Source organism: Lacrimispora sp. BS-2, assembly GCF_040207125.1.
Taxonomy (GTDB): domain Bacteria; phylum Bacillota; class Clostridia; order Lachnospirales; family Lachnospiraceae; genus Lacrimispora.
Map to the genome: position 1 here is coordinate 84,232 of NZ_CP157940.1, position 22,695 is coordinate 106,926.

At 46.7% G+C, this 22,695-nt stretch carries 19 protein-coding genes; 12 read left to right on the forward strand and 7 right to left on the reverse strand.

Going from position 1 to position 22,695, the window contains the following annotated elements:
* The first annotated feature begins 428 nt into the window (after positions 1-428).
* From aspS to ABFV83_RS00450, 5 genes are all read left to right on the forward strand, one after another.
* Positions 429-1,760, forward strand: a complete 1,332-nt coding sequence (gene aspS, locus ABFV83_RS00430; protein ID WP_349946843.1) for an aspartate--tRNA(Asn) ligase — start codon at positions 429-431, stop codon at positions 1,758-1,760.
* A gap of 100 nt (positions 1,761-1,860) precedes the next feature.
* On the forward strand, positions 1,861-2,154 hold the full coding sequence (gene gatC / locus ABFV83_RS00435) for an Asp-tRNA(Asn)/Glu-tRNA(Gln) amidotransferase subunit GatC (protein WP_349946845.1): 294 nt from the start codon (positions 1,861-1,863) through the stop codon (positions 2,152-2,154).
* A 12-nt stretch (positions 2,155-2,166) separates the two neighbouring features.
* Complete coding sequence (gene gatA, locus ABFV83_RS00440) at positions 2,167-3,648, forward strand: Asp-tRNA(Asn)/Glu-tRNA(Gln) amidotransferase subunit GatA (RefSeq protein ID WP_349946847.1); 1,482 nt, start codon at positions 2,167-2,169, stop codon at positions 3,646-3,648.
* Positions 3,649-5,082, forward strand: coding sequence for an Asp-tRNA(Asn)/Glu-tRNA(Gln) amidotransferase subunit GatB (gatB, locus tag ABFV83_RS00445; RefSeq protein ID WP_349946849.1), 1,434 nt, complete (start codon positions 3,649-3,651; stop codon positions 5,080-5,082).
* 31 nt (positions 5,083-5,113) lie between these two features.
* Positions 5,114-6,400 carry an aminotransferase class I/II-fold pyridoxal phosphate-dependent enzyme gene (locus ABFV83_RS00450; RefSeq protein WP_349946851.1) on the forward strand — a complete coding sequence of 429 codons (1,287 nt, stop codon included), beginning with the start codon at positions 5,114-5,116 and terminating at the stop codon, positions 6,398-6,400.
* Positions 6,401-6,469: 69 nt separating this feature from the next.
* On the opposite strand, the gene ABFV83_RS00455 is transcribed toward ABFV83_RS00450, so the two are convergent.
* The 4 genes from ABFV83_RS00455 to ABFV83_RS00470 all read right to left on the reverse strand — a co-directional run bounded on the left by ABFV83_RS00455 (position 6,470) and on the right by ABFV83_RS00470 (position 9,773).
* Positions 6,470-7,348, reverse strand: coding sequence for a LysR family transcriptional regulator (locus tag ABFV83_RS00455; RefSeq protein WP_349946853.1), 879 nt, complete (start codon positions 7,346-7,348; stop codon positions 6,470-6,472).
* Between the two features lie 100 nt (positions 7,349-7,448).
* Positions 7,449-7,997: a GNAT family N-acetyltransferase gene (locus tag ABFV83_RS00460; protein ID WP_349946855.1), complete on the reverse strand. Its 549-nt coding sequence runs from the start codon at positions 7,995-7,997 to the stop codon at positions 7,449-7,451.
* 87 nt (positions 7,998-8,084) lie between these two features.
* Entirely contained in the window at positions 8,085-9,281 is a 1,197-nt protein-coding gene (locus tag ABFV83_RS00465) for an NADP-dependent isocitrate dehydrogenase (protein ID WP_349946857.1), read from the reverse strand.
* Between the two features lie 72 nt (positions 9,282-9,353).
* A complete protein-coding gene (locus ABFV83_RS00470; RefSeq protein ID WP_349946859.1) occupies positions 9,354-9,773 on the reverse strand; it encodes a metal-dependent transcriptional regulator in 420 nt (139 codons plus the stop codon).
* A 305-nt stretch (positions 9,774-10,078) separates the two neighbouring features.
* Between ABFV83_RS00470 and ABFV83_RS00475 the strand changes: the two genes are divergently transcribed.
* Positions 10,079-12,196, forward strand: a complete 2,118-nt coding sequence (locus ABFV83_RS00475) for a penicillin-binding transpeptidase domain-containing protein (protein WP_349946860.1) — start codon at positions 10,079-10,081, stop codon at positions 12,194-12,196.
* Positions 12,197-12,241: 45 nt separating this feature from the next.
* Here ABFV83_RS00475 and ABFV83_RS00480 read toward each other — a convergent pair whose 3' ends face one another.
* Together ABFV83_RS00480 and ABFV83_RS00485 are read right to left on the reverse strand one after the other, a co-directional pair.
* Positions 12,242-14,038 carry a BlaR1 family beta-lactam sensor/signal transducer gene (locus tag ABFV83_RS00480; protein WP_349946862.1) on the reverse strand — a complete coding sequence of 599 codons (1,797 nt, stop codon included), beginning with the start codon at positions 14,036-14,038 and terminating at the stop codon, positions 12,242-12,244.
* A 2-nt stretch (positions 14,039-14,040) separates the two neighbouring features.
* Positions 14,041-14,424: a BlaI/MecI/CopY family transcriptional regulator gene (locus ABFV83_RS00485; protein ID WP_349946864.1), complete on the reverse strand. Its 384-nt coding sequence runs from the start codon at positions 14,422-14,424 to the stop codon at positions 14,041-14,043.
* 162 nt (positions 14,425-14,586) lie between these two features.
* On the opposite strand from ABFV83_RS00485, the gene ABFV83_RS00490 reads away from it, so the two are divergent.
* From ABFV83_RS00490 to ABFV83_RS00500, 3 genes are all read left to right on the forward strand, one after another.
* A complete protein-coding gene (locus ABFV83_RS00490; protein ID WP_349946866.1) occupies positions 14,587-14,901 on the forward strand; it encodes a FeoA family protein in 315 nt (104 codons plus the stop codon).
* A complete protein-coding gene (locus ABFV83_RS00495; protein ID WP_349946868.1) occupies positions 14,892-16,190 on the forward strand; it encodes a ferrous iron transporter B in 1,299 nt (432 codons plus the stop codon). Before ABFV83_RS00490 ends, ABFV83_RS00495 begins: the two co-directional genes overlap by 10 nt.
* Before the next feature lie 171 nt (positions 16,191-16,361).
* Positions 16,362-17,657: a cytochrome c biogenesis protein/redoxin gene (locus ABFV83_RS00500; protein ID WP_349946870.1), complete on the forward strand. Its 1,296-nt coding sequence runs from the start codon at positions 16,362-16,364 to the stop codon at positions 17,655-17,657.
* A gap of 76 nt (positions 17,658-17,733) precedes the next feature.
* On the opposite strand, the gene ABFV83_RS00505 is transcribed toward ABFV83_RS00500, so the two are convergent.
* Positions 17,734-18,441, reverse strand: coding sequence for a FadR/GntR family transcriptional regulator (locus ABFV83_RS00505; protein WP_349946872.1), 708 nt, complete (start codon positions 18,439-18,441; stop codon positions 17,734-17,736).
* A gap of 277 nt (positions 18,442-18,718) precedes the next feature.
* Between ABFV83_RS00505 and ilvD the strand changes: the two genes are divergently transcribed.
* The 3 genes from ilvD (at position 18,719) to ABFV83_RS00520 (ending at position 22,116) form a co-directional block, all read left to right on the forward strand.
* Positions 18,719-20,434 carry a dihydroxy-acid dehydratase gene (gene ilvD / locus ABFV83_RS00510; RefSeq protein WP_349946873.1) on the forward strand — a complete coding sequence of 572 codons (1,716 nt, stop codon included), beginning with the start codon at positions 18,719-18,721 and terminating at the stop codon, positions 20,432-20,434.
* An 18-nt stretch (positions 20,435-20,452) separates the two neighbouring features.
* The gene (locus tag ABFV83_RS00515; protein ID WP_349946875.1) at positions 20,453-21,820 is read left to right on the forward strand and encodes a gluconate:H+ symporter; all 1,368 of its coding nucleotides are present in this window, start codon (positions 20,453-20,455) and stop codon (positions 21,818-21,820) included.
* A 152-nt stretch (positions 21,821-21,972) separates the two neighbouring features.
* Positions 21,973-22,116, forward strand: a complete 144-nt coding sequence (locus tag ABFV83_RS00520) for a hypothetical protein (protein WP_349946877.1) — start codon at positions 21,973-21,975, stop codon at positions 22,114-22,116.
* Positions 22,117-22,695: the final 579 nt, after the last annotated feature.

Here is a 22,695-nt window from a genome sequence, read left to right on the forward strand (position 1 = left end):
ACTGCAGGAGTTATATTGTTAAAGGCAGAGAAGGAGACTCTGGCCTATGGACCTCTACAGGAAGAGGGCGTCACCGACTGAGAGCGCCGTCATGTGGGACTTGGCTAAGGGAACACTCCGGAGCCGATATGCCGAAGCGGCGGTCAATTCTTTCAGGGATAGACGGTGACATGAGTAGGCATATCCGTACACATGCGTTAAATGTTTGAGTGGGGGCATTTGCTTATCCGGCTGACATATCTGCGGCCGGAGGAAGAAGCAGCTGTCTCAATGCGGGTGGTACCGCGGGAACTTATAGCCATATAAATCCCGTCCCGGAATATGTAACTGTATTCCGGGGCGGGATATTTTTATGCTTAGCATGGCTAAACGATAAAATACCTTTACCGGAATCAAGACAATTACATTCAGGTAAGGAGAATGCAGATATGGAATTTATCAGTGGTGTAAAAGAAAAGGATATGGTCCCAATGGACCGCATTAAATCCGGCGGTTATGAGGGCCGGACCGTAAAAATGGAAGGATGTGTCCATACCATAAGGGATATGGGAGAGGTTGCTTTTGTGATCCTTCGGAAAGCAGAGGGCCTGGTGCAGTGCGTGTATGAGGAGGGGAAAACGGCTTTTGACTTAAGTCTTTTAAAAGAAGAGTCAGCGGTCCGGGTCACTGGAATCGTAACAAAGGAAGAGAGGGCTCCTCATGGGTTTGAGATCCGTCTTTTGGAGATTGACTTATTGTCCCAGCCGTCAGAGACCCTTCCTGTGGCAATCAGCAAGTGGAAATTAAACACTTCCCTTGAGACAAAGCTGACGCTGCGCCCTATTACCCTTCGAAACCCCATGGAAAGGGCAAAGTTCCGCATTCAGGAAGGAATTGTAAGAGGATTCAGGGACTTTCTTCACAGCCAGGGTTTTACGGAAATCCGTACACCAAAGATCGTAGCCCGCGGAGCGGAAGGCGGCTCCAACGTATTTAAACTGGATTATTTTAATAAAAAAGCAGAACTGGGCCAAAGCCCCCAGTTTTATAAGCAGACCATGGTAGGCGTGTATGACCGGGTATTTGAGGTCGCTCCTGTCTTCCGTGCGGAAAAGCATAATACAACAAGACATTTAAATGAATATACCAGTATGGACTTTGAAATGGGATACATTGACAGCTTTCAGGAGATCATGGAAATGGAGACAGCTATGCTCCAGTATACCTTTGGACTTCTTTGTGAGGAATACGAAACAGAGCTTAAGATGCTTAAAGTCACACTTCCCAATGTATCCAATATCCCGACAGTCCGCTTTGCAGAAGCAAAGGAGCTGGTTGCCGGAAAATACAACCGAAAGATCAAAAATCCCTATGATCTGGAGCCGGAGGAAGAAATGCTTATCGGCCGGTATTTTAAGGAAGAGCATGACAGTGATTTCGTGTTTGTCACCCACTACCCGTCAAAGAAGCGTCCTTTCTATGCAATGGATGATCCGGCACACCCTAAGTATACCTTGAGCTTTGATTTATTGTTCAAGGGGCTGGAAGTGACTACCGGAGGCCAGAGAATCCATGATTATGAAGCTATTATAAAGAAAATGGAGGCAAGGGGCATGAATCCGGAGGATATTTCTTCCTATTTAATGATATTCCGATACGGCATGCCGCCTCACGGAGGCCTTGGAATCGGTCTGGAGCGTCTTACCATGCGCCTTCTTGACGAAATGAACATAAGGGAAACCGCTTTGTTTCCAAGAGATGTAACGAGACTGGAACCATAAACACCCTGCGGGTATACCTTTATGCCCGGAAGGCGTGGGCAGGAAAATACCTTTACGCTCAGAATACATGGGCAGGAAAAAGGAAAGGTGAAAGAAAAAGATGGCACACATGATCGATGATGCTACAATCGAATACGTAGGAATCCTGGCACAGCTTGAACTTGACCGGACGGAAAAGGAAGCGGCAAAGAATGATATGGGCCGTATGCTGGATTATATTGATAAATTAAACGAATTGAATACCGAGGGCGTGGAGCCCATGTCCCATGTATTCCCGGTACGCAACGTTTTCCGTGAGGATGTGGTGGAAAACGGTGACGACAGAGAGAATATCTTAAAGAATGCTCCGGAAAGCAAGGATGGAACCTTTAAGGTACCAAAAACAGTGGAATAGGGGGAGTCTGGTATGACAGCGAAAGAAATATTATCCCTCACAGCGGTACAGTTGGGGAAAAAAATAAAAGACGGAGAGGTTACCTCCGCAGAAGCGGTAAAAGCAGTCCTGGGCCAGATAAAGGCCATGGAGCCGGTGCTTAACAGCTTTGTGACTATAGAGGAAGAAAAAGCACTGAAGCAGGCAGAGGAGGTGCAGAAACGGATCCAAGCCGGCCAACTGACCGGCCCTCTGGCAGGTGTACCGGTGGCGGTGAAGGATAACATCTGCATCGAAGGAATGAAAACCACCTGCAGCTCAAAAATCCTCTCTGATTTTGTTCCATCTTATACGGCTTCAGCGGTGGAGAATTTAAAAAAGGCCGGAGCGGTGATCCTTGGAAAAACCAACATGGATGAGTTTGCCATGGGAAGCACCACGGAAACCTCGGCCTACGGGGTCACGAGAAATCCATGGAACCCGGACCATGTTCCCGGCGGTTCCTCCGGCGGTTCCTGTGCGGCAGTTGCGGCGGCGGAATGCTTTTATGCCCTGGGTTCGGATACAGGCGGTTCTATCAGACAGCCTGCCTCCTTCTGCGGAGTTACAGGATTAAAGCCTACTTACGGGACCATTTCCAGGTACGGGCTTATTGCTTATGGATCTTCCTTAGACCAGATCGGCCCTGTTGCAAAGGATGTGACGGATTGTGCCGCGGTCCTGGAGGTTTTAGCTTCCCATGATGAAAAGGACAGCACATCCGTGGAGCGGAACGACTGTGACTTTACTGAGGCTTTAAGAGATGATGTGAAGGGTATGCGGATCGGCATTCCCGCGGATTATCTGAGCGAGGGCCTTGATCCTGAGGTAAAGGAGTCAGTTTTAAAGGCTGCCAGGGTCTTAGAGGAAAAGGGAGCCGTCTTAGAGACCTTTGATCTGGGGATGGTGGAATATGCGATCCCGGCATACTATGTGATCGCATCCGCAGAGGCCAGCTCCAACTTATCCAGATTTGACGGTGTGAAATACGGCTATCGGGCAAAGGAATACGAAGGACTTCACGGCATGTATAAAAAAAGCCGTTCCCAGGGCTTTGGACCGGAGGTAAAACGCCGCATCATGCTTGGCTCCTTTGTATTAAGCTCCGGTTATTATGACGCCTATTATCTGAAGGCTTTAAAAACAAAGGCTTTGATAAAGAAAGCATTTGACCAGGCATTTTCAAAATATGATGTGATTCTGGGGCCGGCTTCCCCTTCCACGGCACCAAAGCTTGGAGAGAGCTTAAGTGATCCTTTAAAGATGTATCTGGGCGATATTTATACCATTTCCGTGAACCTTGCCGGTCTACCTGGCCTTACGGTTCCCTGTGGCAGGGACTCCAAAGGACTGCCCATAGGAGTTCAGTTTATCGGGGACTGCTTTAAAGAAAAGAACATCATCCGGGCAGGCTTTGCTTTTGAGCAGAGCAGAAGCTATGAGATGCCCCCTATGGCAGGAAAGGAGGAGAGGTAAATGAGCAAACAGTATGAGACCGTCATTGGTCTGGAAGTCCATGTGGAGCTTGCCACAAAAACGAAAATCTTCTGCGCCTGCTCTACGGAATTCGGCGGAGCGCCCAATACCCACACCTGTCCGGTCTGCACCGGTATGCCAGGTTCCCTTCCTGTCCTTAATAAGCAGGTGGTGGAATATGCTCTTGCAGTAGGCCTTGCGGCAAACTGTCAGATCAACCAGCACTGCAAGTTTGACCGGAAGAATTATTTCTACCCTGATAATCCGCAGAACTATCAGATCTCCCAGCTATATCTTCCCATCTGCCATGACGGCTTTGTGGAGATTAACACACCGGCAGGAAAGAAGAAAATCGGGATCCATGAGATCCATATGGAAGAAGATGCGGGAAAGCTTATCCATGATGAATGGGAGGATTGTTCCCTGGTGGACTTTAACCGGAGCGGGGTTCCCCTCATTGAGATCGTGTCAGAGCCTGATATGAGAAGCGGAGATGAGGTGATCGCCTATCTGGAAAAGCTGAGACTCATCATTCAGTATCTTGGGGCTTCCGACTGCAAGCTTCAGGAAGGCTCCATGAGAGCCGATGTGAATCTATCCGTCCGTGAGGCAGGTTCAGCGGAATTTGGAACCAGGACGGAAATGAAGAATTTAAATTCCTTTAAGGCCATTGCCCGCGCCATTGAAGGAGAGCGGAAACGCCAGATCGAATTGATTGAAGAAGGAAAACAGGTGGTTCAGGAAACAAGGCGGTGGGATGACAACAAGGAATCTTCCTATGCCATGCGGTCCAAGGAGGATGCCAGGGATTACCGTTATTTTCCGGACCCGGATCTGCCTCCTGTGGTCATAAGTAATGAATGGATCAGCAGCATAAGGGCCAGGCAGCCGGAGCTGCGGACCGAGAAGATGGCCCGCTATCAGGAGGAGTTTAAGCTCTCTGAGTACGATGCGGATATCATCACCGGCTCCAAGCATATGGCGGATATTTTTGAGGCTGTCACCGCTATCTGCCATAAGCCGAAGGAAGCTGCAAACTGGCTGATGGTAGAGGCCATGCGGCTTTTAAAAGAGCATGACATGGATCCCGAAAAAATGACATTTTCTGCGGAAAACCTTGCAAAATTAATTGATTTAGTAGATAATGGTACCATTAACCGTACCGTGGGCAAAGAGGTTTTTGAAAAGATTTTTGCTGAAAACATTGATCCGGAGCAGTATGTGGAAGAGAACGGATTAAAGGTTGTTAATGACGAAGAAGAGCTGCGCAGGGTAATTGAGGAAATAGTTTCCGCAAATCCCCAGTCCGTGGAGGATTACCACAATGGGAAAGAAAAGGCTATTGGGTTTTTGGTTGGCCAGACCATGCGGTCCATGAAGGGAAAAGCCGATCCGGGAGCGGTAAACAGGATACTTAAGGAGCTATTAGGTTAAAGGAGTCTTTATGAGGAGGAAAAAGAAATCTATGAAGCCATATGTTGAGATGACAAAGGAAGAGTTACAGGAACTGAGAAAACAGCTTTCTGTGCAGTATAAGGAGTTTCAGGGCAAGGACTTAAGGCTTGATATGTCCAGGGGAAAGCCCAGCACGGAACAGCTGGATATATCCATGGGAATGATGGATGTATTGAGCAGTGACGACGATCTGACCTGTGATGACGGGACTGACTGCCGTAACTATGGGGTGCTTGACGGAATCAAGGAAGCAAAAGAGCTTCTTGCCGATATGATGGAGGTTGCGCCTGATCATATTATCATTTACGGCAATTCCAGCTTAAACGTCATGTATGATACGGTTTCCCGTTCCATGACTCACGGCGTTATGGGAAGCACTCCCTGGTGCAAGCTGGATAAAGTGAAATTCTTATGCCCTGTTCCAGGGTATGACAGGCATTTCTCCATTACCGAATACTTTGGGATCGAGATGGTAAATGTTCCCATGACCCCAACCGGTCCGGATATGGATATGGTGGAAGAACTGGTGGCAAATGATGATTCCATTAAAGGAATCTGGTGCGTTCCCAAGTATTCCAATCCTCAGGGAATTTCCTATTCCGATGATACGGTACGCCGTTTTGCCCGGTTAAAACCGGCTGCCAAAGATTTCCGCATTTACTGGGACAATGCGTACACCATCCATCATTTATACGACAGGGACCAGGATCATCTCATTGAAATCCTTGCAGAGTGCAAGAGAGCCGGAAATCCGGATATGGTTTACAAATTCGCCTCCACCTCAAAGGTCAGCTTTCCTGGCTCCGGTATTGCAACCATCGCTGCCAGCCAGAATAACCTGGTTGACATAATGAAACAGTTAAAGATTCAGACCATCGGCCATGACAAGGTGAACCAGCTGCGCCATGTGCGTTTCTTTGGAGATATTCACGGCATGGTGGAGCATATGAGAAAGCATGCGGACATCATGAGACCGAAGTTTGAAGCAGTGATCCAGATTCTGGAAAGAGAGCTGGGCGGACTTGGAATCGGAGAATGGACCAGTCCCAAAGGCGGCTATTTCATTTCCTTTGATTCTCTTGACGGATGCGCAAAGGCCATTGTGGCAAGGTGCAAGAAATCCGGCCTGGTCATGACCGGAGCAGGAGCCACCTATCCTTACGGCAAGGATCCCCGGGATAACAATATCCGCATTGCTCCTTCTTATCCTCCTTTATCTGATCTGATTCTGGCTATGGAATTATTCGCCCTCTGTGTGAAGATCGTAAGCATTGACAAGATTCTAAAGGAATTATAAATAAAAGCGCCGGAAAATGACAGCAGTTTCGTCATTTTCCGGCGTTTCTCTTTGGCCCGGCCTGGTCTTTTATTCGAACAGCACCAGATTGATAAAAGCCTGAAATGCTTCTGTCTGGAATTTATCTTTATGAAATACCACATGATTCATGCAGCTGATATCCAGGTTCTTCACTTCTATTTCCGTAACTTCCCCTTTTTTAACGGATTCATCAGCGAAAATCCTTGGAACAATGCCGATTCCGATATTTTCCTTTACTGCCTGCAGGATCACATCCGAATTGGTGCTGGACCAGAGAGGCTCCACTGATAAATTGTTTAAGGCCAGGGCACAGTCAAAGGTATCTCTGATGGTACAACCCTGTTCCCGTAAAAGCAAAGGCTCTTCAATGAGCCGGTCCAGCGCTACCGGCTGTGCAAGGCGTCCGGCAAAGGGATGGCCGGGGGCACAGATCACTGCGATAGGATAGGAAGAAAAAGGAATTCTTTCTAACTGTTCTTCCGCTATGACACCCTCGATAAGTCCAATGTCAAGTTCATTTTTTAAAAGCTTATTTGTGATCTCAAGGGAATTATCTACGGTGACCTTTAGCTGGATATCAGGATTAGTCAGGGCAAAGCGGGTGACCACCTTGGGAAGCAGGTAGCTGGCCAGGGTCACACAGGAACCGATCCGTAAAGGGGCCTGGAGATGCAGGACCCCGGAATAGTTTTCCAGATCCTGATACAATTCCAGGAGAGGGATGACCTTTGACAAATAAAATTTTCCGTTCTCATTAATAACCACTCTGCGGGATACACGGTCAAACAAAGGAGAACCAACGGATTCTTCCAGTTCATTGATGGCGTGGGAGATGGCAGGCTGGGTCATGGACAGCGCTTTGGCTGCTCCGGTGATGCTGCCTTCTTCACACACCGTTTTAAAGATAGTAAGATGTCTTAAGTTCATGTCAGAGATCCTTCCATTACCAAGATGTTATATAATAATCTTCATTATATCATTTTGATAATGATATGAACAGGGATTTTGGAAAAAATATGGAAAATTTTTAAAGCCTTACCATCATCAGATGGGCGGCCGCATAGCTCCCATCCCGGTATTTAAAACAATACTCTCTGATACCATAAGTCTTAAAGCCAAACTTTTTATAAAGAGCCAGGCCCCGCTGGTTTTCCTGCACCATTTCCAGTTCCAGCTGTTCATAGCCCATTTCCCGGGCTCCCCTTATGACGGCGGAAAGGAGATGAGAACCGATCCCAAGCCCCCAGTATGCCTTGCATATGGAGATGCCAAAGGAGGCCCGGTGGGCGTAACGCTCAAAGCCTGCGACGGGGTTGATTCCGGCATTTGCAATGATCTTTCCATTTACTACGGCACAGATCATTAAATCTTTCTGGCTTTTAAGGGTGGAAGAAAGAATATCCTGTTCATGGTGGAGGGAAATGTTGATCTCATCTGCGTACCTGGCCATATAGCTGGTTTCTTCTGAGGTCTGGATCATGAGTTTCAGGATCCCAGTTGCGTCGCAGGGGCCTGGACTTTTTAAGAGGCAGGGGCTCCCGTCTTTTAACAGGACTTCTTTTGGTTTGTATTCCATAATCGAATTACCTCCTGAAAGGAAAAAGAAAGCAGCTGATTTTGCGGCTTTCTTTTTCTGTCATAGTTTATTTGTAACCAGGTATCTTTACAGCCGTTTTGCAATGGCTTTTATAAATTCTTCACTGTTTAATACCGTTGGATCAGGAATGGTAGTGATAAGTGCCAGATCCTTTGTCATCTCACCGGCCTCAATGGTGTCGATGGTGGCCTGCTCCAGTTTATCTGCAAAAGCGGCCAGTTCTGGGTTTCCATCCAGTTCTCCCCGTTTTCTCAGTGCCCCGGTCCATGCAAAGATGGTTGCAACGGAGTTTGTGGAGGTTTCCTCTCCTTTTAAGTGCTTGTAGTAGTGGCGCTGTACGGTTCCGTGGGCGGCCTCGTATTCATAGTCCCCATCCGGAGATACCAGTACAGAGGTCATCATGGCCAGGGAGCCGAAAGCTGATGATATCATATCGCTCATCACATCGCCGTCATAGTTTTTACATGCCCAGATATAGCCGCCCTCTGATTTCATGACACGGGCTACTGCGTCGTCGATCAGGGTATAGAAATAGGTGATGCCGGCAGCCTTAAATTTGTCCTCATAATCAGCCTCAAAGATTTCACGGAAAATATCCTTAAAGGTATGGTCATATTTCTTTGAAATGGTATCCTTGGTGGCAAACCATAGATCCTGACGGGTGTCAAGAGCGTAATTAAAACAGCTTCTGGCAAAGCTTTCAATGGAATTGTCTAAGTTGTGCATTCCCTGTACGATTCCAGGACCGTTAAAGGAATGGACCAGTTCCCTTGCTTCGCTTCCGTCTTCTGCAGTATAGACCAGTTCCACTTTGCCGGCTCCCGGGATCTTCATTTCAGATCCTTTATAAACGTCACCGTAAGCATGCCTTGCTATGGTAATAGGTTTTTTCCAGTTTATCACACATGGTTCGATTCCCCTGACAACAATGGGGGCGCGGAATACGGTTCCGTCTAAGATTGCACGGATGGTGCCGTTGGGACTTTTCCACATCTCTTTTAAGCTGTATTCCTTTACACGGTCTGCGTTGGGAGTGATGGTGGCGCATTTGACGGCAACCTTATATTTTTTGGTGGCATTGGCGGAGTCAATGGTAACCTGGTCGTTTGTCTTGTCACGGTATTCCAGGCCTAAGTCGTAGTATTCAGTATTTAGATCAATATATGGCAGCAGAAGGTGATCTTTGATCATCTGCCAGAGAATCCTGGTCATCTCATCGCCATCCATTTCGACGATAGGGGTTGTCATCTTAATCTTATCCATGTGTTTGTCCTCCTTAGAAATGTTCGTGTTATGCTATAGTATACGATGAATTATAAAATCACACAAGCGTTTCTATGTAAACTTATCCAGCCATTTTTCAATATTATACACAGTTTTTGGCTCAATGAAATGTTCCACCTTTTCCACCTGCTCCAGTTCATTGGTATTTTGATTGATATAGCAGAAAAAACGGCGGAGGACTTCGTGGCGGAATAATAGGTATTCTCCCAGTTCCAGCCCCTCTTCCGTCAGGGAAACGGTGCCGTATTTCTCAAAGCGCACCAGCCCCTGTTTCCTTAAGTTCCCGGTCATTTTAGAAGCGGAGGAAGGCTTTACATGCAGGCATTCTGCCAGCTCCTTGATGCGGACAGGCTGGCCGTCACGATGGAGTCTGCATATCATTTCCAGATAATCTTCCATGGAAGAGGTGATTTGCGTATGCTCCAAAAGGGAGTAGCCTTTTAGAGTATAAAAATTATCGGTTTGGGCCATGGTTGATCCTTTCTCTTAACCTTTGAATATTACTTATATTTATTCTCTTCCACGGAGATCTATGAATGGGCAGGGCCTATTGCTGCAGTTTGGATGTCAACCCCATGATACTTTTTGATACAACAGTAGATATGTTTTTATAAAAAAGTTTACATCGGAATAAAATCCGTGTATAATGAAATCTTACAGATGTAAGATTAAAGGAGAAACAATTTGCACAGTTATAAATAATGGAAAAATAAGAAATTTTCCGGGCTACATATGGGGTGACGTGGCGAAAGGGACGGATTAACAGGAGGTATGTAATGAAGCATAGAAAAAGGGGATTTCTATTTAGTACTGTTTGCACACTGTTTATTTTGCTGGCCGGCCTGGCAGGAGCGGCACTGTTCTTTTGTATTCAGGGGAAAATCGGGGCGTCAGGGAAAAAACCGGATGTGCTGTTCCAGGAATACGTGGAATGCCTTTCTAAGGCAGATTATAAGGCCATGTATGAGATGTTAGATGAGCAGAGCCATTTAAATATCAGGGAAGAGGATTTTATTAACAGGCATAAAAATATCTACGAAGGAATTGAAGGCTCCGGAATAACCGTCCAGATCAGACAAGTAGAAGAAAAAGACGGGGAAGCAGTGGTCAGCTACAGCATGAGCCTTAGCAGCATTGCAGGGGAGATCAGCTTTAACAATCAGGTGAAATTCCGGAAGGAAAAGAAAAAAGGCTATGAGATGGTATGGGACCACAGCGTGATCTTTCCGGAGCTGGGGGCCGCCGATAAAGTGAGGGTATCAACGGATAAGGCCCAGAGAGGAAGTGTTTTCGACCGGAACGGTCTGATTCTTGCAGGAAAAGGCACCGCTTCCTCCGTGGGCCTGGTTCCCGGAAAAATGAGTGGGGATCCGGAAGGAGATCTGGAGAACCTTGGGAACCTCCTTGGGATGTCTGCGGATTCAATCAGGAAGAAACTGTCTGCCAAGTGGGTAAAAGAAGATTCTTTTGTACCGTTAAAGACCATTAAAAAGGTCGATGAGCTTAATTTAAATTCCATGGAGCCACGGGAGGACAATGTTAAAAATAAGGAATTCCAGGATGAACTTCTGGCTGTTTCTGGAGTCCTGATCACAGATACGGCTGTGCGCTATTACCCACTGGGGGAGAGCGGGGCTCATCTGGTGGGATATGTCCAGAATGTGACGGCAGAGGATCTGGAAAAGCATCCGGATGAGGACTATCTTTCAGACAGTGTTATCGGAAGGAGCGGAATGGAGGCATTGTTTGAGAAAGAACTGAAAGGGACCAATGGACGGACAGTCACCATTACTGATTCCGGCGGAGCCATTAAGAAAACCCTGGCAGCAAAGCCGCGGACAGACGGATCGGATATTACCCTGACCATTGACAGCACCCTTCAATCTGAAATTTATCAAACATTCAAAGAGGATAAGAGCTGTACGGTGGCCATGAATCCTTATACCGGCGAAGTGCTGGCCCTTGTCAGCACGCCATCCTACGATGATAATGATTTTATTCTTGGGATGTCTGAAGAAAAATGGGCTTCTTTAAATGATGACGAGAGAAACCCTATGTTTAACCGGTTCCGCCAGAGATTTGCCCCGGGATCTGCTTTTAAGCCCATAACCGGAGCCATCGGGCTTACCACCGGAGCCATTGATCCCAACGAGGATTATGGAAATGTGGGGTTAAGCTGGAGAAAGGATGAAAGCTGGGGAAATTACCATGTTACCACCCTTCATGATTACAGTCCTGTCATACTGGAAAATGCATTTATTTATTCGGATAACATTTATTTTGCAAAGGCTGCCTTAAAAATCGGCTATGATGATTTCATGTCCGGTCTGGATAAACTGGGGTTTAATCAGGAGATTCCTTTTGACATATCCGTAACAAAGTCTCAATATTCCAATACGGAACGGATCGAAACCGAGGTGCAGCTGGCTGACAGCGGATACGGACAGGGTCAGATGTTAGTTAATCCCATACACTTAGCCTCCCTTTATACCATGTTTGCCAATGATGGAAATGTCATGAAGCCGTATCTGCAGTACAAACCCGAGCCGCAGCCTGAAGTCTGGCTGTCCGGTGCATGTTCCCCGGAGATTGGGGACAGGATCCGGACCGCTCTCTGTAAAGTAATCAGTTCCGAACATGGGACCGGACACGCGGCATACCGAAGTGATATAGAGCTTGCAGGAAAGACAGGAACCGCTGAGATCAAGGCATCAAAAGGCGACAAAAGTGGTACGGAGCTTGGCTGGTTTGCTGTCTTTACAACGGATCCAAAGCTTGAGACTCCCATTCTTCTGGTCAGTATGGCAGAGGATGTAAAGAATCGGGGAGGAAGCGGCTACGTGGTAAGAAAGGACAAAGCCATATTAAATTCCTATATTCCAGGGGGACAGTAAAAAAGGCTGCCATACCGGTATGATTTCGCCGGTACGGCAGCCTTTTTATGGTGACTGGGTATAGATTCCTTTATCATTTAAAATATCCAATGTGATTTTTCCTGCTGTGCTGCCGTTAGCCGGTGTCTCCCCCTGAATATTGGTTGCAAACACATAGGTTTCTTTTCCGGTCTCCACAAAACCGATGAACCAGCCGTTCACATTTTCCCCTTCCACGGTCCCGGTTCCGGTTTTCCCGTACAGGGAGGCACTACCAGATGAAGAGAGGAATAAGGTCTCTTTTACCGCCTTTATATTTTCCTGGCGGAATGGAAGTGCATCCTGACAGAAACGGGCCAGAAGCTTTACCTGTTCCACCGGTGAGATCTTTAAGGAGGACTGGATCCAGTAACGCCCCAGGCCGCCGGATAAGTCCCTGTTGCCATAGCCTATGGTATCCAGGCATTGTTTTAACCTGGAAAGACCGGTCTTTTCGTCCAGGGAATTGAAATACCAGTTGACTGAACGCTCCATGGCAGTGTCCAGAGTCTGATCCTGGTTCCAGGCTTCAATAGGATAATTGGTCCCATCCCAGGAAAGCATGGAGGCTTCCGGGGTTATGGACCCATTTTCCAGGGCGGCTAAGGCACTGTAGATCTTATAGGTGGAATTAGGGGAAACCCTCCTTGTTCCGGCTTCCCGGTTATAGATGGAGTATTGTCCTGAATGTAACTCATACAGGACAAAGCTGCCATTGTATCCGTAGAAATAGGAGGATAAATCCAGGGAGATTACATTTTTTTCCTTGAAACTATATTCTGTACCGGTGCAGGCATTTGCAGACAGCACCGGGGTACAGCCCAAAACAACTGCTGCAATTACGGTAAAGAGGATCCTGCCCTTCACCTGATGCCAACCGGATTCTTTACGGTAACCGGCAATGTTTATAATGCGCTTTTTTATTTCCTTCCTGGTACCGCCTATTCTGGCAGCGGAATAGGAAAAAAGGGATATCTTTTCAGCAAAATTTATCAGCGTGTTTCCATAATCCAGGTAGCTGTTCTCATCAAGAAGGGACAGGACCGACGAATCGCAGGCGATTTCCCGGTCGCTTTGCATTTCGCTGAAAGCAAACCAGACAAGGGGATGGAACCAGTAAATGATCTGAGCCAGGGCCATAAGCCTGTTCACCAGAAGGTCCTTGTGTTTGCAGTGGAAAAGCTCATGGAGAAGGATGTACCGGATTTCTTTTTTGGAAAGCCCGGAAAGCATATGAATGGGAACAATGATGCAGGGATTCCATAATCCGGCTGCAATGGGAGAGGATACATAGGCGCTGCTATAGACAGGAATTTCTTTTTTAATTCCCGCTTCTTCCCTGCATTTTGTAAATAAATCCCGTACCTCTTTATTCTGAAGAGGAAGACAGGACTTTTTTAACTGCCTGATTTTTAAACAGGAATAAATGCTAAAGCCGGCCATCAATACCATGCCACCGATCCAGATCCCGGTTAAAGCAGAAGGAAAGGCCGGAAGGGCTCCATGGCTTACGGAAACAGAAAAGTCCTGCAGGAAATATTCGGTGGCTGCTGCGGTTTTATAGGAAGTTCCCATGGTTCCGGCATTTTCAGACGTAAAGGAGCCGCCCAAAAACCACAGCAGCCTGAAAATGTATCCGGTAAATAGATCAGAAAAGGGAAGAAAGGGGACAGCCAGCACAAACAGGAACAAAAACCATAGATTGTACCGGATCCTCGCTGTCAGATGCTGTTTCAATAAATTCCGGACCAGCAGGATTGCAGCAGGCAGAATAGTCAGGATGATGCTGTTAAGAAAAAAGCGCGTCATAAAAGAATCGGGCATTGTCAGTTTTCCTCCTCCTGACCGTTTAAAAGCAGCCTTCTAAGCTCTGCCAAGTCTTCGCTTGAAACGTGGTCACTGTTTAGATAGCTGGTCACCATGCTGGAGATCTTTCCATTATAAAAGCGGTTTAAAAAATGATCATTTTCTTTTCTTAAGTATTCTTTCTTTTCTACAAGCGGTGTATAGACGAAAACACGGCCTTCCTTCCGGTAAGTGGCGGCGCCTTTTTGGACCAGCCTTTTTAAGAGCGTGTGGATGGTCTTTGGGCTCCAGCTGGTGGTCTTTTCCAGCTTGTCCGTCACTTCGTTGGTACTGATGGGGGCATCATTCCATAACACCTTCATTACTTCATACTCTGCTTCAGATATTTGGGGCAGATGATTCATGTGCAGTCTCCTGTTCTGACAGTTGTAATAATATTATTATAAGAGCAGGCCACCCCCATGTCAATGGGTGGAAAAGGCAGTGTGAATAAAATGGAACCTGATTTTTATCTTCTGCATATGTTAGGATATGGAAACATTTTATAGAGAAATGGAGGCAAAGGGATGTCAGAGAAAATTTGTTTAACAGATTTAAAGAGGGGACAAAAGGCGGTGATCGCAAGGCTTTCCGCCTATGATGATATGAGAAGGCGCCTGCAGGATATCGGCCTTATTGAGGGCACCACAGTGGAATGTCTGGGAAGAAGCCCTTTAGGGGATCCTACGGCATTTCTAATACGCGGTGCGGTGATCGCCCTTAGAAGCGAGGACTCAGGCCGTGTTCTGGTGCAGTCAAATGGAGAGGAAAGGGAGAAAAGCCATTATGGTGAGGAGATGGTGGTTGCGAACCTTTCTCTGGAGGAAAAGGTATGGGATTAAGCAGGGAGTCAATGGGAATAAAGTCTGTGGACTGTGGTCTGGAAATCAAAAAGCGGAAGGAAGAGGATAAGGTCATTGCGCTGGCCGGAAATCCCAATGTAGGCAAGAGCACGGTGTTTAATCAGCTTACAGGAATGAATCAGCATACAGGAAACTGGCCGGGAAAGACGGTAGCCAATGCCCAGGGCTGGTGCACGGATGGCAGGCAGGGGTACGTTATGGTGGATATTCCGGGCTGCTATTCCCTGATGGCCCATTCCACGGAAGAAGAGGTGGCCAGAGACTTTATTTGCTTTGAGAACCCGGATGCAGTGGTGGTAGTCTGTGACGCCACATGTCTGGAGAGGAACTTAAATCTGGTATTGCAGATCATGGAGGCCACGGCAAATGTTGTGGTATGTGTAAACCTTATGGATGAGGCGAAAAAGAAAAAGATTTTCCTGCGCCTTGATATGCTGGAACAGCGCCTGGGAGTCCCGGTTGCGGGGACGGCTGCCAGGAGCAATGAGGGACTGGATCAGATTTACACCGGCTTAAACCGCTGCATGGAAGAAAAAGAGGAGAACGCTGCTCTCATCCAATACCCCCAATATATTGAAGACGCCATTAAAAGGCTCCTTCCTGCAGTGGAAAATATGGCTCAGGGAAAGACAGAGGCCCGATGGCTGTGCGCCAGACTGCTGGATGCCAATGAGAATCTGATGGAAGCGTTAAGGAAATATCGAAAGGCTGTTGCAGAGTCCGAAGAAGTATCTGCCTGCCTTGCTGAAATTTGGGAAGAATGGAGGGAGGCCGGGATCAGCCAGGAGCAGGTAAGCGATGACATGGCCACTGTTTTCATAAATAAGGCGGAAGATTTATGCAGCGGTGTAGTGGAATATGAAAGCCAGACCTATGACCGGAAGGACCGGAAGCTGGATCAGCTTTTTACCAGCAAGGCCACGGGCTTTCCCATTATGTTCTTAATTCTCCTTGGAACGTTCTGGCTCACCATAACAGGAGCTAATTATCCCTCTGAGCTGTTAAGCAATGTGTTGTTTAAAGTGGAGGATTGGCTATTCGGGCTGGCTAACGCTGCCGGTGTACCGGTCATTCTGTCAGAACTGCTGATTCACGGCGTGTACCGGGTTCTGGCCTGGGTGGTATCGGTTATGCTGCCTCCTATGGCAATCTTTTTCCCGTTGTTCACTCTTTTGGAGGATTTTGGATACCTTCCCAGAGTGGCATTTAATTTAGACCGCTGCTTTAAAAAGTGTTCCGCCTGCGGAAAGCAGGCGCTTACCATGTGACAAAAGAAATCTATGCTTTTTTGCTGGTTCTGCAATGATTGTCTTGACACGTTTTCGTGGAAATGATATAGTTACACCTGTAAACTGTAACTGAAAATAGTACAGAATCTTTGCTAAAAAAATAACAAAAATCAGTTAAAAATGGCGCAGCCTTAAAAGGAGGTACAGTATTTGGGATTTTCTATTGACGTAAGTATTCCTATTTTAACCGTGTTTCTTCAGGGGATAATCAGCTTCTTTTCCCCCTGTGTGCTTCCCCTCATTCCGCTTTACATAGGGTATCTGTCGGGAGGAACGGGAGTCCGTGGGGAGGATGGGCGGATTTATTATAAACGCAGCAAGGTCATGGTTCACACCGTTTGCTTTGTTATTGGTGTCAGCTTTGCATTCTTCCTGCTGGGACTGGGGTTTTCTGCTCTTGGAAGCTTTTTTAAATCAAACCAGCTTCTTTTTGCAAGAGCAGGTGGAATCCTGGTAGTTTTATTCGGTTTATACCAACTGGGAGCCTTTGGGACCTCTAACCTGCTTGGAAAGGAACGCAGACTGCCATTTTCCCTTGATGTCCTGGCCATGTCTCCCTTAACTGCGCTTATAATGGGATTCACCTTCAGCTTTGCCTGGACGCCCTGTGTGGGTCCGGCCCTTGCCAGTGTACTTCTTATGGCCGCTTCGGCCTCCACAAAGGCTATGGGCTTTGTCCTGATCGGAGTGTATACACTGGGATTTGTTCTGCCGTTTCTGGCAGTTGGATTCTTTACCACCACGGTGCTTGAATTTTTTAAATCTCACGGCAATATTACAAAATATGGGGTAAAAGTCGGAGGAGCTCTCATGGTATTTATGGGAATTTTAATGTTCACCGGAAAAATGAATGCGGTGACCGGATACCTTTCCTCCATTCCTTCTCCATCGGCTACAGAATCAAGAGAGGCACCGGAGCCGGAAACAACTACAGAAGCAGGGAAAGAAGAATCCACATCTGAGCAGGAAAAAACAGGGGAAACAGATGAAACCAAACAGCTTCTTCCGGCAGTTGATTTTACCTTAACAGACCAGTACGGCAATACACATTCTCTTTCTGATTATAAAGGAAAAACGATCTTTTTAAATTTCTGGGCAACCTGGTGTCCCCCGTGCAGGGCGGAGATGCCGGACATCCAGAAAATATATGAAACCGCTGATACAGAGGGAGATAATGCGCTGATCGTTCTGGGAGTGGCAGCCCCTAATTATGGCAGTGAAAAGGACGAAGCTGGAATTAAACAATTCCTGGAAGAAAACGGATACACATATCCGGTTCTTATGGACACCAATGGGGATCTGTTTGACGCATATGGAGTATTCTCTTATCCGACCACGTTTATGATTGATAAGGATGGAAATGTATTTGGTTATGCAAGCGGCCAGCTTTCCGAAGATACCATGCGAAGCATCATTGAGCAGACCATGAAGGGGCAGCGGAAATAATCTGCCGGCATTATTTATAAAAATTGTAAAATTTAAGGCATTCCAAAGTCGAAAAAAGATCTTTGGAATGCCTTTTTTATTGAGCAGAATTACTGGGGGTACTTTTTCCCCGGGCCTTGTGCAGGCGGTCCCGGTTGTAAATGAGATGAAGAGTCATGGCATCCTGTGCGGCAATGGCATCATTATTCTTCATGGCATTTACAATCGCCATATGTGTTCTTATGGTTTCTTCTTTTAACTCGGAATGGGTAATGTCAATAAACATATCAATCGCATGCATGATAAGAGGCTCAAGCTGAGGGACGATGACATTTCCGCTGATCTCTGCGATCCTGGCATGGAAGAGAGCATCGGCTTCTGAGTGGGACTTTCCTGCGTCATAGCATTCCGCCACCCGGTTTGCCAGGTGGAGAAGCTCTTCGGCCTGAGCCGGGGTGGCCTTTGATGCGGCCAGAGCGGCAACCCTTGGCTCGATCATCATGCGGAATTCCAGAAGATCAGCTACCAGTTTTTCTTTATCTTCTATAAATGTGAACCCCAGGGGATCATCAGCTACGCCTGTATTATGGCAGACGTAAATGCCGGATCCCTGCTGAACCGTCAGAATGTTGCGCGAAACAAGCGCGCGTATGGCTTCCCGCAAGGTGCTTCGCCCCACTCCCATAAGAGAGGAAAGCGTGGTTTCATTGGGAAGCTGTGCGCCTTCCTTTAATTTGTTATCAATAATGTATTTGATGATTCCTTCGGCTGTTGTATCGGCAAGAGATTTATGTGATGAGGTCATAGTGATTTCCTTTCAGTTGGTGGTAGTCTTATCTGAATTATAAACGCAATTCATGATTCCTTCAAGTGTAAATAAATCAGATGAATTTTATGAATAATAATATATTGGTCAGATGATTTTGAACTAATAATAAGAGATAGTAAGGCAATGTGCATAAAATAATGGGATGAAAATGAAAAAAACAATAACAAAAGCTAAAAAAATAGTTGACAATCATCTGATGACTTATTATAATATAGGATATCAAATATAAGATAAATGTGAAAGGAGCGTTGTTATGGTTAGTCAGGAGATTCGAAAGCTGGCTCCGGAAATGGACCCTCTCCGGATGGGCATGGGCTGGAAGGCCGAAGATCTTTCAAAAATGCAGATCATGGTGGAGAGTACCTTTGGTGACAGCCATCCGGGAAGCGCTCACCTGCTGGAACTGGTGGCCAGTACCGTAGATGGGGTGAAGGAGAAGGGAGGAAAAGCGGCAAGATATTTTACGACAGATATCTGCGATGGAATGGCTCAGGGCCATGACGGCATCAACTATTCCCTGGTTTCCAGGGATACGATCTGTAATATGATTGAAATCCACGCAGGCGCAACTCCCTTTGACGGCGGGGTATTTATTTCAAGCTGTGATAAAGGGGTGCCTGCACATCTTATGGCAATCGGCCGGGTGAATATGCCTTCCATTCTGGTGACCGGAGGTGTTATGGATGCCGGCCCGGATCTTCTTACCCTGGAACAGATCGGAAAGTACAGCGCCATGTGCCAGAGAGGTGAACTGGAGCCGGAAAAGCTGGAATATTATAAGCAGCATGCCTGTCCATCCTGCGGGGCCTGTTCTTTTATGGGAACGGCATCAACCATGCAGGTCATGGGAGAGGCCCTTGGCCTTATGCTTCCAGGATCCGCTCTTATGCCGGCAACCTGCCCGGATCTAAAAGAGATGGCTGCAAGAGCCGGCCATCAGATCATGGAGCTTGCAGCAAAAGGAATAAGGCCAAGAGATATGGTTACCATGGAATCCTTTGAGAATGCTATTATGGTCCATGCTGCCATATCCGGCTCAACCAATTCCCTGATACACATTCCTGCCATTGCTCATGAATTCGGTCTGGAAATAGACTCTGAAATGTTTGACAGGCTGCACAGAGGCGCCCATTACCTTCTTGACATCCGGCCAGCCGGAAAATGGCCGGCTCAGTACTTCTATTATGCAGGCGGAGTACCGAGGATTATGGAAGAGATCAAGTCAGTGCTTCATTTGGATGTAATGACAGTGACAGGAAAGACTCTGGGTGAAAATCTTGAGGCGCTGAAACAAAATGGCTTTTATGACAAATGCGATGAGTATTGCGCAAAGGTGGGAGTGAAAAAGGAAGAAATAATCCGGCCTTTTGAGGAGGCGATTGGAACCGATGGTGCAATTGCCATTTTAAAAGGAAACCTTGCACCGGAAGGTGCGGTCATCAAGCATACCGCATGTCCAAAGGAGATGTTCCAGGCAGTGTTAAATGCACGTCCTTTTGACAGCGAGGAAGAAGCGATCGACGCGGTTTTAAACCACCGTGTAAAGCCCGGGGATGCTGTGTTCATCCGGTACGAAGGCCCAAAGGGAAGCGGAATGCCGGAAATGTTCTACACGTCTGAGGCCATCTCCTCAGATAAGGAGCTTGGACGTACCATTGCCCTGATTACGGATGGTCGTTTTTCCGGGGCTTCCACCGGTCCTTCCATCGGCCATGTTTCACCTGAGGCAGCAGAAGGCGGGCCCATTGCCCTGGTAGAAGAAGGGGATATGATCCAAATCGATATTCCCAATAGATTCCTGGCAATCGTAGGCGTAAAAGGCCAGCGGAAAACAGAAAGCGAAATGGAAGAGATTCTTAAGGAACGGCGGGAAAGATGGCAGCCAAGACCATCAAAATACCCGTCAGGAGTATTGAAAATATTCAGTGAACGTGCAGTATCTCCAATGAAGGGCGGATACATGGATTGATAAAGTGGAGGAGAAGTTATGAATGATGCTTTTACAGCTGATCCAACAAGGCTTGTAATTGCCGCAGTATGCGGTTTGGCAATTTTGTTATTCTTGATAACAAAGGTAAAGTTTCAGGCATTTATTGCAATTTTAATATCAGCTCTGGCAATCGGTTTAATAGCAGGAATGCCGGCAGAACTGATTACCAGCACAGTGACAAAGGGAATGGGGGAAACTTTAAAAGGAATTGCACTGCTTATTGGACTTGGGTCCATGTTCGGCGCAATCCTGGAAATCTCAGGAGGTGCGGAACGGGTGGCCGTCACCATGATGAGCACCTTTGGCGAAAAGCGGGCCCCGTGGGCTTTAGGGATCACGGGCATGGTGGTTGCCATTCCTGTGTTCTTTGATGCAGGACTGATTATCCTGATTCCCCTTGCTTTTTCTCTTGCCAAGCGGTGCAGAAAATCGGTCATGTTTTATGTAATACCGCTTTTAGCTGGTTTGGCGGTTGGACATGCGTTTATTCCTCCAACTCCTGGTCCGGTTCTGGTTGCCAATATGTTAGAGGTTGACCTTGGGATTGTAATTGGCCTTGGAATTATCTGCGGTGCCTTTTCCATGGTGGCAGCAGGCCCGATCTGGGGGAAATACTGTGGAAGCCATTACGATGTGCCGGTTCCTGCCCAGTACGCAGAAACAAAGGAGTTTGACATTGATAAGATGCCTTCCTTTGGTACGGTAGTGACTATTATTTTGATTCCGCTGATTTTGATTATTGTAAATTCCATTCTTGGCGTAATTCCGAAAGGCAGCAGTGTGGACTTTTTAAGACCAATATTCAGCTTCCTGGGAACGCCGTTTGTGGCTCTTTTACTTGCCACCATTGCATCAGTATTTCTCCTTGGCACCCGTCACGGCTATACCAAGGAGGAACTGGAAAAGGTAATGACAAAATCCCTGGAGCCAACAGGCATGATTATGTTGGTGACGGCAGGGGGCGGTGTTCTTCGATACATGCTCCAGGATTCCGGTCTTGGAACGATTATCGGCAATGTGATCGGAGCGTCCTCCTTCCCCCTCATTGTAGTTGCATTCCTGATTGCATGTGCGGTTCGTGTTTCCGTAGGCTCTGCAACAGTTGCAATGACAATGGCTGCCGGTATTATCGCTGCCATGCCTTCAGTCTCCGGTTTGTCACCTTTATACAAGGCATGTCTGGTCATGGCCATTGCAGGTGGATCTACCGTATGCTCCCATTTTAATGACTCAGGTTTCTGGCTTGTGAAATCATTATGCGGGCTGGATGAAAAGACAACCTTTAAAACGTGGACTATTATGGAGACCATTGTGGGATTGACCGGTTTTGGCGTTGCATTAATCATTACATTATTTATTGGCTGATAATATGAATGGAAAAGGGTATGGTACAATAGCTGCCATGCCCTTTTTCCATCCCTGAAGGAATATCCGGGATTTTGGAAGTGGCTGACCGGAGGACTTTCCAGCATATGGTACAATCCGGCAGGAATAAGATTTCTCAGGAGGTGCATGAAATGGATTCATCAGATCAGGTAACCTATGAGGAAAAAAATATGACCGTAAAGGTGGAGCGGGTTTTTATTGGTGAAAAAACAGCAAAAGAGCTGGTTTTGGAATTATTGAAGAAACGGCGGGAGGCCGGGGAGTTTCAGTCATGACCGGAGCCAGCCATGATTGTTACTCAGGGCAGTATAAAGCAGGACTTAACAGGCCCTCCAATGGAGGAGGGGACCGGTCAAGTCCTGTTTTTTATATCTAATTTGCCTGTTGCTTAATGGGAGAATCATGGTGCATGCAATCTTAAAGAAATCTATGGATAAATATTCCGTTTGGTGAACAGAAATTACATGCAGGGCATATTTTTGTGGGTAAGAGTTGATGATAAATGGATTAAGGGCTGTGGCTGTCAGAAAGTTGAGTTTGCTGCCAGGAATGTCTGCCGGATAAAGATTCAATTAGAAATTGATGGAAATAATTGGAAATATAAGTGAATTGCCGCTGGAAATATTTTATAATGTAACCGGTATGTAATTGCAGTTGTATATGATATACGAAAGATAACATCAAACTGAAAATCCTGAAGTAGGAAATTGTATTCGTGGAAGGATGAATTTGATTATGTATAGAGAGCCTGGCTGTCACGTCCTGGAGCTTTTCAGGATAATTGCCATTTTGAGATTGCTCTCTCTTATATGTAAATGAAAAGGGGGTAAGAAAGGAAATGAAAAGGCGTTTAC

Excerpts from the sequence above, each read along its gene's own strand:
- ABFV83_RS00455 (WP_349946853.1), bottom strand. The coding sequence starts at position 7,348 with ATGAACTTAAGACATCTTACTATCTTTAAAACGGTGTGTGAAGAAGGC.
- ABFV83_RS00495 (WP_349946868.1), top strand. The coding sequence starts at position 14,892 with ATGGGATTAAGCAGGGAGTCAATGGGAATAAAGTCTGTGGACTGTGGT.
- ABFV83_RS00485 (WP_349946864.1), bottom strand. The coding sequence starts at position 14,424 with ATGAATCATCTGCCCCAAATATCTGAAGCAGAGTATGAAGTAATGAAG.
- ABFV83_RS00465 (WP_349946857.1), bottom strand. The coding sequence starts at position 9,281 with ATGGATAAGATTAAGATGACAACCCCTATCGTCGAAATGGATGGCGAT.
- ilvD (WP_349946873.1), top strand. The coding sequence starts at position 18,719 with ATGGTTAGTCAGGAGATTCGAAAGCTGGCTCCGGAAATGGACCCTCTC.
- gatC (WP_349946845.1), top strand. The coding sequence starts at position 1,861 with ATGGCACACATGATCGATGATGCTACAATCGAATACGTAGGAATCCTG.
- ABFV83_RS00475 (WP_349946860.1), top strand. The coding sequence starts at position 10,079 with ATGAAGCATAGAAAAAGGGGATTTCTATTTAGTACTGTTTGCACACTG.
- aspS (WP_349946843.1), top strand. The coding sequence starts at position 429 with ATGGAATTTATCAGTGGTGTAAAAGAAAAGGATATGGTCCCAATGGAC.
- gatB (WP_349946849.1), top strand. The coding sequence starts at position 3,649 with ATGAGCAAACAGTATGAGACCGTCATTGGTCTGGAAGTCCATGTGGAG.
- ABFV83_RS00520 (WP_349946877.1), top strand. The coding sequence starts at position 21,973 with ATGGATTCATCAGATCAGGTAACCTATGAGGAAAAAAATATGACCGTA.
- ABFV83_RS00490 (WP_349946866.1), top strand. The coding sequence starts at position 14,587 with ATGTCAGAGAAAATTTGTTTAACAGATTTAAAGAGGGGACAAAAGGCG.
- ABFV83_RS00505 (WP_349946872.1), bottom strand. The coding sequence starts at position 18,441 with ATGACCTCATCACATAAATCTCTTGCCGATACAACAGCCGAAGGAATC.
- gatA (WP_349946847.1), top strand. The coding sequence starts at position 2,167 with ATGACAGCGAAAGAAATATTATCCCTCACAGCGGTACAGTTGGGGAAA.
- ABFV83_RS00515 (WP_349946875.1), top strand. The coding sequence starts at position 20,453 with ATGAATGATGCTTTTACAGCTGATCCAACAAGGCTTGTAATTGCCGCA.
- ABFV83_RS00480 (WP_349946862.1), bottom strand. The coding sequence starts at position 14,038 with ATGCCCGATTCTTTTATGACGCGCTTTTTTCTTAACAGCATCATCCTG.
- ABFV83_RS00450 (WP_349946851.1), top strand. The coding sequence starts at position 5,114 with ATGAAGCCATATGTTGAGATGACAAAGGAAGAGTTACAGGAACTGAGA.
- ABFV83_RS00460 (WP_349946855.1), bottom strand. The coding sequence starts at position 7,997 with ATGGAATACAAACCAAAAGAAGTCCTGTTAAAAGACGGGAGCCCCTGC.
- ABFV83_RS00470 (WP_349946859.1), bottom strand. The coding sequence starts at position 9,773 with ATGGCCCAAACCGATAATTTTTATACTCTAAAAGGCTACTCCCTTTTG.